Consider the following 13,284-nt stretch of genomic DNA (forward strand, 5'->3'; position numbering starts at 1 on the left):
TATTCAGCGTACTCCATGCCGGCTTTGCTTCGCGGTTCCGGCACTGTTGATGCCGAAAAACTGCCCTAGCTTGCGCATTGGCTTCGCCACAAGCGCGTAGTCGATTGGACCGGAGCGCAGCCATTGGCGCCGCGACCGCAAGGCCTCAAAATTGTGCCCGATATAGGAGCCGAGGCTCCGTGTGCTGGCCCCGCCAACCATCATGTCTACCAACACATGGTTGGTGGTAGCGGACCCGAATCCATGAAGCTCAACCGCTCTCAGCATCCAATCGTAGTCCGATGCCACTTTGAGACTGAGGTCGAACGTGCCGACCGTCTCGGCCACCTTCCGCCTGACATAAAACGTTGGATGGGCCGGCATCCAACCAGTCCGGAACCCCTTGGTGGGTCTGGGGGCGGCACGCCAACGCCGGATGACCCGCTTGTTGAAATGATTTTCAACAAAATCCAGATCGCCATGCACAATGTCGGCCTGTTCGAGTTCTGCCGAAATTCGCGTCAGCACAGTCTTGTCATGGAAACAATCGTCGGAATTCAGCACGCCTACTGCGTCGCCGGTGTAGAGGCGCAGCCCTTTGTTGAGTGCATCATACATTCCACGATCGGGCTCGCTGACCAACTGAATCTGGTCCTGCGGATAGGACCGAACGATCGTCAGCGTTTCGTCCGATGACCCGCCATCGACGACCACCAGCTCTTTGTCCTGATGGTCCTGGGCAAAGAAGCTATCGACCGTATGCCTGATTGTTGCGGCCGAGTTCCAGCAGACCGTCAAAACCGAGATTTTCATGTCAACTCGGTCCAACGTTCCTTACTGTGCCGCAACGCGAATGCGATCCTCGTCCAAGCGCCGGTGCTCGGATTCCCGTCTTACCGTTTCGAGATCGGACTGAACCATTTCCTGGACCATTGCATCGAGCGAGGTTGTTGCCTTCCACCCGAGAACGCGCTCCGCTTTCGAGGGGTCGCCGATCAGAAGCTCTACTTCGGTCGGCCTGAAGTAGCGCGGATCCACCTCGACCAGAACAGCGCCGGATCTTGCATCGATGCCTTTTTCGTCGATGCCGGAACCGACCCATTGGATCTCTGTCCCAACTTCGCTGAATGCAAGCTCGACAAAGCGACGGACCGAGTTCTTTACGCCGGTAGCGAGGACATAGTCGTCGGGCACATCCTGCTGAAGGATCCTCCACATGCCTTCCACGTAATCGCGGGCATGGCCCCAATCTCGCTCGGCAGACAGATTGCCGAGATAGAGTTTGTCCTGAAGGCCCAGGCTGATCGCGGCAGCCGCGCGCGTGATCTTACGCGTCACAAATGTCTCGCCGCGCATCGGACTCTCGTGATTGAACAGGATGCCGTTGGAAGCGTGAATGCCATAGGCTTCGCGGTAATTTACCGCAATCCAGTAGGCATAGATCTTTGCTGCCGCATAAGGCGATCGCGGATAGAAGGGCGTCGTTTCCCTTTGTGGGATCTCCTGCACCTTCCCGTAGAGCTCGGATGTCGATGCCTGATAGAAACGCGTTTTCTTTGTCAGGCCAAGCAGCCGGATGGCTTCCAGAAGGCGTAGCGTGCCTATCGCGTCTGCATTTGCCGTATATTCGGCGGTCTCGAAGCTCACCTGAACATGCGATTGCGCGGCGAGATTGTAGATCTCGTCGGGCTGCACCTCCTGGACGATGCGGATGAGGTTCGTGGCATCAGTCATGTCGCCATAGTGGAGCGACAGCCTTACGTCCTTCTCATGCGGATCCTGGTAGAGATTGTCGATGCGACCGGTGTTGAACGACGAGGAACGCCGCTTGATGCCGTGTACGTCATAGCCCTTTGCCAGCAGAAGTTCCGCCAGATAGGCGCCATCCTGGCCAGTGATACCGGTTATGAGAGCGATCTTCCTGGTCATTGTGCTTCTCCGGCGATTTCTGGAACGCGATTGTGAGTGTCTTCCAAGCGAATAATAATCTTCCCGCAATCAGTAAGCCTCTTCGGCTCTACCGAGCACCAAATCCTGTCAGCATGGTTTGGATCGTACGAAACACAATCAGCACGTCGAGCCAAGGCGAAAAATTCTTGATGTAGTAGAAGTCGTAGTGAAGTTTTTCCAGAACGTCGTCCACCGCCGCAACATGGCCCTGATTGACTTGCGCCCATCCGGTAATGCCAGGCCGGACGATGTGCCGATATCGGTAGAATGGCAGCTCAGCCTCATACCATTTCGACAGCACGAGTGCCTCCGGCCGCGGTCCGATCCAGCTCATTTCGCCGCGCAAAATGTTGATCGCTTGCGGCAACTCATCGATCCTGGATTTTCTCAAGAACTGTCCTAAGCGAGTGATCCGCGTATCGCCGGCCTTTGTGATGGCCTCGTCCTTTTCATCGCCAGCAGCGGTGCTGAGTTTCATCGTCCGAAATTTGTAGACTTCGTAGATATTTCCTCTGTATCCTATCCTTTTTTGCTTAAACAAGGCTGGGCCAGCTGAGTCGAGCTTTATTGCTATCGCCACAAATAAAAGCAGCGGCGAGAAAACAACAAGGATAAACAGCGCCGAAAACCAATCAATAGCCTGTTTTATTTTCAAATAAGCCTGGTTTGGATTCAGGGATCCCAGAGTATTTTCGGAAAGATGTTCTATCTCCACTCGACCTGTGAGCGACTCGCTGATTTGTTTGACGTGGTAGACTGGCGTTCCCGAGAGCGCGCGATCGGCGATATACCGTTCCCATTCATCCGAAAGATCGGATCGAAGATCGGCCACCACACCGCTCGCATATTCGACAATCGTCTCGGGCGAATGAATCCGATGCCAACTGACGCCTGGTATGCTTTCCAGCCTATCGACGTCTCCGCCTGGAATTACTGCCAACCGGTATGGGTCGAGCCGTCGCGTGGCCAAACTCAGCCCAAAATACCACAATGTCGACTGAAAGAAACTTGCGGCGGCCTGGAACCGGCTATAGTCGAACCTGAAAAAAAAGATGGTGACGAAGACGAGGCCATAGGTCAGGGCGAAGGTCGGTAAGATGTAACCAGCCGCCGCCACACCCGGAAAATTGCCGATGCGCTTGTAAAGTAAATAACCCGCCGCATGAGCGATGAATGCCGCGACAATTGTAACCTGCATATTCGATTGCAAGATTACTTGTTGGTTGAACGACATGCGGACCAGTGCGGGGAGCAAGATCGCGAAGGTCAGCCCACCAAGCAATTGAAAGCGCATCCGAAGCAGAAGATGCCTTTGGCCAGGAAGGTTGATGGTGGTGGTGTTCAAATTCGTCAGGTCGCTCTCTGGGGTTGCCCATAAATAAGCCAGGAACTCTCAGATGTTCAACGCAAACCGCTGAGATTGATTGTCAGGCGCCGTATTCCATTTCACGCGATAGGCGGCCCGACAAATCACGATCTGGCCCAGCGCGTGAAAAACACCAAGCTGCGGCAACGCCGTTCGTTCTGCCGGTATGCTTCGGCTCCAACGATGGCTACCGCACTCCCGGGTGAAACCCGAGAGCCGACTTTGCTACAGCTTGCATCGCATAACCGAGCGTCAATTGCGGTTATGCGATCGCGACGAGTTCCCTTGAGTCCATGTCAACAGGGATCTCGCCATTCATGATGGCAACGAGGACTCTGGCCCTTCCGGCTGGATCGAGCCGGTCGAGGCGACCGATCATCTCCGCGAAAGGACCTGAAAGAATCCGAACCGATGCGCCCGCAGCGAGGCCTCCGCTGAAATCAAGCAGGCCGCCCCTGCCAGTCAGAGCTATGAACCGCTCCACCAACCCCGACGGGACTGGCAATGGCCGTTCGCCCTGCATGATGAGTGAGCGCACGCCGAACGTTCCATTGACTGAGCGCCACCGCTGCAGCGCGACATCCAGGGCGATGAACATATAACCTGGAAAATAGGCCGCCGGTCGCGTCTCGATGCGCCGGGCATGACGTGTGGTCTTCTCGCAGCGAGGCGTAAACGGGTGAAACCCCTGCATCCGGAGATGCCGTTCGGCGACGTCTTCCTTTCCAGGAAATACGCTGGCGGCATACCAGCGTGCTGCGGTGCCGGCTGCGGGCCGTTGCAATGATACAGTCGCCTTAACAGCTGTTTTTTCCGAACTAATCACGCGTCTCGCTTTCGGCGGGTTTCGGCATGGTCGATGTCAAGGGTTACGACAGCGTGAAGATACCAGCAAGCAACTATCTCGCGGGAATCGAGGCGGTTCGACGAATAAATTCCTGGCAATTGTCCATCAACTTTAGCTGTGCCTAAAAATTGTCGAGCCGCTCTCTTTTTTAGCTATCAAATCAGCAGTATCGAGCAATTGCGTCGATCTGTAGCTGCTTGGTTACGCTGGCTCGCGACGAATCGCCGGCTGTTCTGGTCCTTAATCCGTCGATTTGAACATAGTGTGACGGTATCGTTAGCAAATCGTTGCGGAGCAGAAGCCGAACCAATTGGGGGTTCTGTCCAGCCCTTCATTGTTCGCCGTCGTCACGCCGGCGTGCGTTGACGAAAGTCAAACAGGCCGTCGCAAAAACAGGACCACCCAACCGCACGCCTGTGGTTGCGTGGACTCGATCCGAGCCGCGCTCAATCCGTCGGCCGGAGTTCAGGAGCGTTTGAGCAGCGACCAGACGGCTGGCACAAGGCTCGCCGCCAGGCCGACCTTGATCAGGTCGCCGACGATGAAGGGCACGACGCCGAACTGCCATGACTTTTCCGGGCCGATGAGCAGCGCCAGCCAGGCAAAACCCATCGCCATCATGATGATTTCGGCAACCAGAATCGCGTTGAAGAGCTTAATCGGATGGCGATCCCAACCGCGATCGGCGGCCCAACCGACGATCGCCGCCATGACCACGAAGCCGGCAAGATAACCGCCGGTCGAGCCGAGCATGTAAGCGATGCCGATGCCCTTTTCCGGCGTGCCCTGGAAGACCGGCAAGCCCATGGCGCCCTCCGCCATGTAGAGAAGCAGCGTGGCGACGCCGAGGCGCATGCCGAATGCCGCGGCGATCAGAAAGACGGCTAAGGTCTGCATCGAGATGTCGACCGGCCCGAGCAAAACTCTGGTCTTGGCCGACAAAGTCAGCACCAGCGTTCCAATGATCGCCAGCAGAAGCTGCGTCGCCAGGCGGGCCGCGCCCTTTTCAGGCAAAGCGAGAGAAACAAGCGGACGCATCGTCGTTGCAATTGCCATGGTCTTCCTCATATCGGACTGCCGCAGATCGCGGCCTTTGCGTTTTCCTATATTGGCTTCCGTGTTATGCGGCAATCAGTTTTGCCGTCTCTAAAGCGCGTCGCGTTTGACCGGCCTCATGCGACGCGCTTTAGGTTGTTGTTTTATGCATGTCGTAATCGCAAAACCGCTGCACACTTTTGCGCGACATGCACTAGAACAGAGCTGAACGACATTCGCCATGGCGCTGAAATTCGACATAGACTTCGATCCGTTCTACGGCCAGGGCGCGAGCGTTGCGCCCGACGTGCTCCGGATTACCGCGAAAAATCCCGGCCCGTTCACCTTTTACGGCACCAACAGCTACATCGTCGGGCGCAAGACGCTGGCGGTGATCGATCCCGGGCCGGATGACGATGCGCATCTCAAGACACTGCTCGAGGTGATCGGAGACAGACCAGTCAGCCACATTTTCGTCAGCCACACGCATCGCGACCATTCTCCGCTGGCAGCGCGGCTGAAGCAGCGCACCGGTGCAATTGTCCTGGCGGAGGGTCCGCATCGGCCGGCGAGGCCGCTGCGCATAGGCGAGGTCAATCCGCTCGACGCCAGCGCCGATACCGCCTTTTATCCGGATATCGTGCTTCCCGACGATACGATGGTCGACGGCGACGGTTGGGCGATCAGAACGGTGCTGACGCCGGGTCACACCGCCAATCACGCGGCCTTTGCGCTGGAAGGAACCGGTGTCCTGTTCTCGGCCGATCACGTCATGGGTTGGGCGACCTCCATCGTTGCGCCGCCGGACGGCGCCATGGCCGACTATATGGCCTCGCTGGATCGGCTGATCGAGCGCGACGACCGCCTGCTGCTGCCCGGCCATGGCGGGCCAGTGACCGCGCCGCGCTGTTTCATGCGCGAGTTGAAGACGCATCGCAGGATGCGCGAGCAAGCGATCCTGGAGCGCCTCCGGGGCGGAGACTGCACGATCAAAGAGATGGTCGCGGCGATCTACAGGGATACCGACCCGCGCCTGCACGGCGCGGCCGGCCTGTCGGTGCTTGCCCATCTCGAGGACTTGGTGGCGCGCGGCCTCGTCACCACCGACGGCGACCCGGCTATCGACGGCATTTTCAGGCTGCCTGGCTAGATCCCGCCACGAGCTCGCACTACGCTCCTGAAAGCTCAGAACCGGCTGGACCGCTCTGCTGGTTGAGGCGACTTTAAACCCTGGCAAGAGCATTCCGGATTGGCCGGAAGTCGCGCGGCGGTCTCCAGCGCGACCCGCGAGGCTGTCATGGAGAGATTGGGCAGCACGTCCTCCTGCAGCAATTTCTGGCGATTGCGGTCCATATAGTCGTTGAAGCCCGCCGTGACGAATGCACAGGGCACGAAGCAAGCGCCGATCTCGCGCGCCAAGGTGGCCTCAGGGGCGATCGAATGGTTGAGTACATCCGCCCCCATGCCGCGGTACGCCAAAGCCTCGGCCGGCGTTGTCAGTCGCGGCCCGTAACAGTGGGCAGCCACCAACTGCTGTTCGATGCCATGAACGCGGCATTCGGCCGGCCAATGACGGCGGGCCGTTTCGACCAGAACCGCCGCACATCTTGGACATACGATCTGCTTGCCCGAACAGTCGAAGCTCTGGCGGTCCGGAAGCAGTGAAAACGGGGTCTGCGTCAGTTCGATGATATCGGCGGTCACCACCATGTCGCCGGGCTGGATCGCCTTATTGACGGCGCCAACGGTCGAGCAGGCGAGAACTTGCCGTACACCCGCCCGCATCAATACCCAGAACGCGCGGCGATGGCAGGAATGGTCGATATGATCGCGGGGGTTGCCGTGCGAATACATGCACAGCGCCCGCTTCGCTCTCCCTTCGGCTGTAATCGAGGCATCGAACTCGAGCAGCTTCCAGTTGTCGGTACGACCGAAAGGCGTTTCAAAACTCAAGTCGCGCAGCAACGTGCGAACACCTTCGAATTCGACGTCTTCCGGGAAGGCAAGCCCCCAGTTTGCCGACCCGGTGATGATGGCCAACCCTACCTGAGGTATGTCCGTCAGATCGTCGGCTGCGTGATGATTTGCAGGCATGCTTCCAGTCTCGGTCAGGATTTTTGGCGAAGGGCGACGATCAGGACGACGACCACAACAATAGCGGTCCACAATGTCGAGATCGCCGCAATGGTCGGATCGATCTGATCGCGCAGCGACACGAACATGAGCTTCGGCATCGTGCTGTTGCGACCACTTGCGACGAAGATCGAAATCACAGACTCGTCGAGCGACGTCAGGAAGGCCATCAATGTCGCCGACAACAGACTGATCCGCAGTTGCGGGACGATTATTCCGCCAATAGCTCTGGCCCAGTTCGCACCGAGGCTACGCGCCGCCTGAACCTGGTTCCAGTCAAAGCGAGCCAGGGCGGGCAGCAACACAATGCACGCCACCGGAACGGCCAGCACCACATGTCCGACCAGCACACCGAATAGCGTTCCGACCAGACGTTGTGCCGCCAGCACAAAAAAGAGGCCGATCGCAAGCAGGATCCCTGGGGTGATCGAGGGGATTAGCAGGACGCTCTGGATGGTCGCAGCGGTCTTTCCGCCCAGCCGATTCATTGAAATGCAGGCGAGCAGCGCAAAGGGCACCGCGATCAACGCCGTCAATGTCCCAAGGATCAAACTCGTTCTGAGCGCAGCCATCCACGTTGCCGAGCCGAAGAAGTTCTCGTACCAGCGCAACGAGTAGGCGTGCGGCGGAAACTCGAGGAGATTCGACGCCGAAAACGAAAGCGGCACCACCACGAGCGTCGGCAACACCAGAAATGCCATCACCAGAGCAGCGAAGCTCCAGAGGACAATGCGGGCGAGCCTGTTGTGCGGATAGGCTTCAAGCATGGGAGGCTTCCACTGTGTTATGGGCAAGCAGGTGGCGTGCCGCCAGCAGCATCACACCGATCAGCGCCATCAGAACGAGGAGCAGAATGCCCAGGACGCTCGCCGACCCCCAATCCTGAAAGGTCGATAGCGCACGTTCGATCCGGGTAGAGAGAGGATTTACCTTGCCGCCGCCAAGCACCGCCGGCGTGATGAAAAAACCTATGGAATAGATGAGAACGATGATCGAACCCGAGAAGATTCCGCCCGCCGAAAGTGGCAATATGACTGTGCGCATCACCTGCCCGAGTGTGGCTCCCATGCTCGCTGCCGCGCGAATGAGGTTTGGGTCGATATCGCGCATCGCGGCATAAACGGGCAGCAGAAAGAGCGGCAGCATGTAGTGAACCATGCCGATCAGCGTTCCGGTGAAGTTATAGACCAGCGGCAAAGGCTCCGCCGTCACGCCCGAACCAGTCAAAGCCGCGTTGATCAGGCCATCACGCCGCAAGAGCACGAGCCAGCCATAGGTGCGCACCAGAATAGCGGTCCACAACGGCAGCATGACGAACGCCATCAGCACGTTGGCGACCCTTGGTCTGACGCTGGCCAGAGCCAGCGCCAGAGGGGTGCCGAGAAGAATGCACGCCGCTAGCGTACCCAAGGACAGTTCGAGGGTCGTGACGAGCGCCGACCATGTCAGTCCGCTCGAAAGCACTTTCGCGTAGTTGCCGACGGTGTACTCACCCCCGGTGGTCAGGAAGGATTGCCGGATGATCCAAAGGATGGGCAGTATCGCCGCCAGTCCAACGATGAACAGCGCCGGGAGCGAAAGTGAAAGGAAGAATCGCCGCTCGCGTCGCGCATCTGCGGCGAGCGCAGGATCCACCGTGACAGTCACGCCATCGCTCCCGGTATCGCGTGAACCTTCGCTGCTGGTGCATATGCGGTCATCCGCTGACCGGCGGCAAGCTCGGTGCAGCTGCCGGCCAGCGCTGCCGGAATGCAGACAAGAACCTCTTGCCCGCTGTCAAGCGCCAGCGTCAAAAGCCAGTTCTCGCCGCGAAAGGCCTTGGCGCGCAGTATCCCTTCGAGCGCCACTCCGTCTCGCCCGACGAGCTTCGCATCAAGATGGAGGCTTTCCGCGCGGATCATCAAAGTCTCGCGTGACGCTTCGGCGCCATCGATCCTGCGCACCGAGCCTGGGGCCACAATGTTAGCCTCGCCCATGAACTCCGCGACGAAGCGGGTCGATGGACGATCATAAATCCACTGCGGCGTATCGATCTGCTGGATGCGGCCGGAGTTCATCACCGCAATCCGGTCAGACATAATCAGCGCTTCGCGCTGGTCATGGGTCACGTAGATTGTGGTGATCCCCAGATCATCGTGCAGACGCCGAATCTCGTACTGCATGGTCTCGCGCAGATTCTTGTCGAGCGCCGACAGCGGCTCGTCCATCAACATCACGCGCGGTTCGAAGACGATAGCCCGCGCCAATGCCACCCGTTGACGCTGGCCGCCGGATAGTGCGGCAACATTGCGCTCCGCCAGACCATCCAGCTTCACGCGGGCCAAGGTGGCAAGCGCGCGCTGACGCGCCTCCCCTCTCGGCGTCTTGCGCAGCGCCAGCGGATACGCGACATTCGCCAGGACATTCATGTGGGGAAACAAGGCGTAATTCTGGAATACTATGCCGATGTCGCGTTTGTTGGGCGCCAGGCGAGTAATGTCCCGATCGCCCAACGAGATTTTACCGGAATCCGGCCGGACAAAACCGGCCAGAGCCATGAGTAACGTGGTCTTGCCAGATCCCGATGGCCCCAGCAGCGTGAGGAATTCGCCAGCTTGAATGTCGAGCGAAACATCATCCAGTGCGACGTAGGTCCCGTAAGCCTTGCTGACGCTGTTGATGGTGATCGGGAGCGACTTCATCATCTGCTCCAGCCCTACAGCTGAGACTCAGCGGGCCATCATCTCATCGAAGGCTTTTTGGGCAGCCTCGCCGTTCTTGACCCACCATTCTGAATTCGAAAACACCGAAGTGCCGGCATTTTCGGGCGCGGTCGCCAGCGTCTTCAGGCGGTCCTCGGGAATAAGGCCACCCTCATATGCTGCAGGATTGACTGGGCCATAGGCGATGAAATCGGTCAGTTTCGCAACACGCGCGGGCTGCGTCATCGCTGCGATGAGCTTCATCGCGGCTTCCTTGTTCGGCGCTCCCTTCGGCACCCCAAGGCAGTCCGTGCCGATGACCGAACCCTTGAACGTGTAGTCAGCCGCGCCGCCATCTTTTTTCACAGTCTCTGCCCGCCCGTTCCAGGTAACGACCAGATCCGCCTCACCGTCCTTCAGCAACTGCGCGGACTGAGCTCCCGAGGTCCACCACACGGCGACATTTGGCTTGATCGCTTCAAGCCGCTTGATGGCGCGCTCCAGACCTTCCGGCCTGCTGAGCACGGAATAGACGTCCGCCGGCGCTACGCCATCGGAGAGAAGCGCGATCTCGATCGAGTCTTGCGCATTGGCGCGCAACGCGCGGCGGCCCGAGAATTTGGCAACGTCCCAGAATTCCGCCCAGGTCTTCGGCGGGTTCTCACCATAGGTCTTGGTGTTCCACGACATGACGGTGCCATAGGAATCGAACGGATAGCAGTAGTCGGACTTTGCGCCATCCGGCACGGATTTGGGATCTATAATCTTGTAGTCGAGTGGCTCCAGCAGCGACTGTGCGGCCGCCTGGGCGCCTTCCGGTGAGCCCAGGTGAATGACGTCGGTCGTGACCGCACCCGAGGTGACCTGCATCTTCAAGGCGGCCAGGCCGTCGCTTAGCGTCTCCTCAAGGACATCATAGCCAAGCTCTTTTGCAGCAGGGCCCCACATGGCCTCTTTCATGGCGTTGCCATAATCGCCACCTGCGGTCGTTATGGTGACTGTTTGCGCATGGACGGGCAAGGCAGCCGAGATTGCGAATGCTGCTAAGGAAATGCGTAGCCAGGACATAGGTTCTCCTCCCCAACTTCTATCAAATGTTGCTCGAAATGGCCATTTATTTGTAATCGTAACGTTACGATTGCATCTGAATGAGCCAGAGTCAAGCTGCTTTCCTATGGGAGTTTGGATTGACCGGGATGTCGAATCCGGTAACGCTATGGCGGTCAGCAAATCAGCCGGCGCTTTCGCAAAATGAAGTCGGGGCGAACAATGGCCAACCTAAAGCAGATCGCGGCGGAACTTTCCCTTTCGGTGACCACGGTGTCCCGCGCTCTGAAGGATGGGCCGGAAGTGCAGCCCTCGACCATAGCCCGCGTCAAGGAGGCGGCTAAGCGGGTCGGCTATCTACCAAATCATCATGGTCGTGCGCTCAAAACCGGTCGAACGCTGACGCTGACGGCAGTACTCCCGATGGAGACACGAGACCATCTCTCCGATCTGTTGAAGCTTCCTTTAATCGAAGGCATGACGCTGGCGGCGCGGCAAGCCGGTTATAGCCTGTCCATCTATTCCACCACTCCCGACGACGATCCCATCGAGAGTGTGCAGCGGCAGCTTCAGGCGCACAGCACAGACGGACTGATCATCACGCGCCTGGTGTCGGGTGATCCGCGCGTCAAGCTGCTGCTGGATAAACGCATGCCATTCGTCGCGTTTGGAAGAACCGACCTGGATACCGCGTATCCTTATGTCGACGTCGACAATGAACAGATTGCCTACGAGGCAACCCGACGGCTCATGGATAAGGGCTGTCGACGCATTGCACTGCAACTTCTCGTTCCGGAGGATCAGGCAAGTGCCATGCGTCTTTCCGGCTATGGAAGGGCAATGGCCGAGGCCGGTGTTCCGATCGATCAATCGCTGATCGGTCATGGCATGTTCACCATGGAATCGAGCGCAGCCTGGTTCGATCGCTTGCTGGCGTCGTCGGATCCGCCGACAGGCTTGGCATGCGCCAACGAACTGGGCCTTCTAGGGGCGTTACACGCTCTTGGCAGAAGAGGTCTTGCGCCGGGGAGCGACGTCCACATTGTCACTCGTGACAGCACGCGGCTGGCACGCTTCCTGCCGGCAAGGATCGGAATTCATTCCGTGGACATGGCGGGTGTCGGACGAAAACTTGTCGAAGTCCTGGAGAACCGGATCATGAATCCGCTTGGGCCGGTGGAGACAGTCTTGATGCAAGGCAGATTCGAGCCGGCCGAATAGTCTGCCCGCAGGTTTAATCAACCGACCTAAGGACGGCGAACCAACCTCGCGCGGTTGCTTCGCGGCGCGATCCCACAACTGCCCCGTCGAGTGAAGCACGTACATTTCGACCGAAGGGAAAGGCCCGCTTGTGGACGCAAGGCGACCGGCGAGACAAGTCGAATAGACTCTGATTGTATTAGCCGCATTTCTGTGGGCGCCGAGCAATACCGCTTAGCTGTAAAATGCTCTGGACATCACTCGGCCGGGGCCGTGCCGACCTGGCCGGCGACTTCCTGATCCAGCTCGGCGAGGAAATCCACGATGCGGGCCGCATTGTCGCCAAGGTCGTAGCGGCCGTAACGGGAGGCCGAACGCATGTCGACAATGATCGCATCGCCATCGTCGGTCACACGGATGGCGACGTCGGCGGGAAGGCTGAGGATGAAGCTCTTGGCCAGGGCGTTGATCGTCACCTCGCTTTGCCCGATCGCACGGGGAACCGGCGCCGTAAGCTGCCAATCCCCCCGATCGAGCACGGTTTCGACTGCTTCCAGAACCCGATCGAAAGGCAGGTTGTAGCTGCGTCCGGTGACAAGCGGATAGGTCTCGGTCTGCAGGCGTTGCTCGCCCGGGGTCGGTGGCGAAAGCGCGTTCATATCCCCGTTCCGGGTGCTGGTGTCGAGCATCGGCGGATCGTCGAAGTCAGTCGAGATGTCCTTGAGCGGCGGGTAAGTCGCTGCCCAGTAGGCAGCAATGCCAAAAGGAGCAAGCACCAGCAATGCCAGCAACGTGCCGACGGTGAGATCGCGACCGCCACGGTCGCCAAAATTCCACAGTCTCGAAAAGGCAAATCCGGCGAACAGCAGCGCAAAGGCGGCAAGCAGAGCGACAATGCCGAGCACCCAAAGGAAAGCCGGCGTTTCAACAAGCTCATATCGGTGGCCGACGAGAACGGTCAGAAGCAGGACCGCCGAAAAAGCGCCTGTCCGCCGCGACCAGCCGGCAGCCCTCGACGTCTGTCGCTCGGGATTTTCCATTGTTTT

The 13,284-nt window shown here is 58.8% G+C and carries 12 protein-coding genes and 1 pseudogene; 2 read left to right on the top strand and 11 right to left on the bottom strand.

The annotated features are described in order from the left end of the window. Positions 1 to 3 precede the first annotated feature (3 nt). From NKH36_RS27465 to NKH36_RS27485, 5 genes and pseudogenes are all read right to left on the bottom strand, one after another. A complete protein-coding gene (locus NKH36_RS27465) occupies positions 4 to 792 on the bottom strand; it encodes a glycosyltransferase family 2 protein (protein WP_352959403.1) in 789 nt (262 codons plus the stop codon). Continuing rightward, positions 789 to 1,908: pseudogene (gene gmd, locus NKH36_RS27470) on the bottom strand (GDP-mannose 4,6-dehydratase). The gene NKH36_RS27465 and the pseudogene gmd overlap by 4 nt, the downstream one beginning before the upstream one ends. 88 nt (positions 1,909 to 1,996) lie before the next feature. After that, entirely contained in the window at positions 1,997 to 3,274 is a 1,278-nt protein-coding gene (locus tag NKH36_RS27475) for a sugar transferase (RefSeq protein ID WP_352959400.1), read from the bottom strand. A gap of 283 nt (positions 3,275 to 3,557) precedes the next feature. After that, positions 3,558 to 4,121 carry a transcription termination/antitermination protein NusG gene (gene nusG, locus NKH36_RS27480; protein ID WP_352959397.1) on the bottom strand — a complete coding sequence of 188 codons (564 nt, stop codon included), beginning with the start codon at positions 4,119 to 4,121 and terminating at the stop codon, positions 3,558 to 3,560. Positions 4,122 to 4,607: 486 nt separating this feature from the next. Then, positions 4,608 to 5,198: a biotin transporter BioY gene (locus NKH36_RS27485; RefSeq protein ID WP_352959394.1), complete on the bottom strand. Its 591-nt coding sequence runs from the start codon at positions 5,196 to 5,198 to the stop codon at positions 4,608 to 4,610. Positions 5,199 to 5,418: 220 nt separating this feature from the next. Here NKH36_RS27485 and NKH36_RS27490 point away from each other — a divergent pair, with 220 nt between their 5' ends. Then, positions 5,419 to 6,327, top strand: coding sequence for an MBL fold metallo-hydrolase (locus tag NKH36_RS27490; protein WP_352959391.1), 909 nt, complete (start codon positions 5,419 to 5,421; stop codon positions 6,325 to 6,327). Positions 6,328 to 6,362: 35 nt separating this feature from the next. Here NKH36_RS27490 and NKH36_RS27495 read toward each other — a convergent pair whose 3' ends face one another. The 5 genes from NKH36_RS27495 to NKH36_RS27515 are packed head-to-tail and all read right to left on the bottom strand — an operon-like array spanning position 6,363 to position 11,059. Beyond that, a complete protein-coding gene (locus tag NKH36_RS27495; protein ID WP_352959388.1) occupies positions 6,363 to 7,271 on the bottom strand; it encodes a phosphorylase family protein in 909 nt (302 codons plus the stop codon). Positions 7,272 to 7,285: 14 nt separating this feature from the next. Beyond that, positions 7,286 to 8,077 carry an ABC transporter permease gene (locus tag NKH36_RS27500; RefSeq protein WP_352959385.1) on the bottom strand — a complete coding sequence of 264 codons (792 nt, stop codon included), beginning with the start codon at positions 8,075 to 8,077 and terminating at the stop codon, positions 7,286 to 7,288. After that, positions 8,070 to 8,945, bottom strand: a complete 876-nt coding sequence (locus NKH36_RS27505; protein WP_352959382.1) for an ABC transporter permease — start codon at positions 8,943 to 8,945, stop codon at positions 8,070 to 8,072. The genes NKH36_RS27500 and NKH36_RS27505 overlap by 8 nt, the downstream gene beginning before the upstream one ends. Positions 8,946 to 8,953: 8 nt before the next feature. Next, positions 8,954 to 9,991, bottom strand: a complete 1,038-nt coding sequence (locus NKH36_RS27510) for an ABC transporter ATP-binding protein (RefSeq protein WP_352959379.1) — start codon at positions 9,989 to 9,991, stop codon at positions 8,954 to 8,956. A 27-nt stretch (positions 9,992 to 10,018) separates the two neighbouring features. Then, complete coding sequence (locus NKH36_RS27515; RefSeq protein WP_352959376.1) at positions 10,019 to 11,059, bottom strand: ABC transporter substrate-binding protein; 1,041 nt, start codon at positions 11,057 to 11,059, stop codon at positions 10,019 to 10,021. A gap of 201 nt (positions 11,060 to 11,260) precedes the next feature. Between NKH36_RS27515 and NKH36_RS27520 the strand changes: the two genes are divergently transcribed. After that, positions 11,261 to 12,259, top strand: a complete 999-nt coding sequence (locus NKH36_RS27520) for a LacI family DNA-binding transcriptional regulator (RefSeq protein WP_352959373.1) — start codon at positions 11,261 to 11,263, stop codon at positions 12,257 to 12,259. Between the two features lie 236 nt (positions 12,260 to 12,495). Here the strand turns inward: NKH36_RS27520 and NKH36_RS27525 are convergent, their stop codons facing one another. Further along, positions 12,496 to 13,278: a DUF1499 domain-containing protein gene (locus NKH36_RS27525; protein WP_352959554.1), complete on the bottom strand. Its 783-nt coding sequence runs from the start codon at positions 13,276 to 13,278 to the stop codon at positions 12,496 to 12,498. Positions 13,279 to 13,284: the final 6 nt, after the last annotated feature.

The organism is Mesorhizobium sp. M1312, assembly GCF_040318115.1.
GTDB lineage: Bacteria > Pseudomonadota > Alphaproteobacteria > Rhizobiales > Rhizobiaceae > Mesorhizobium.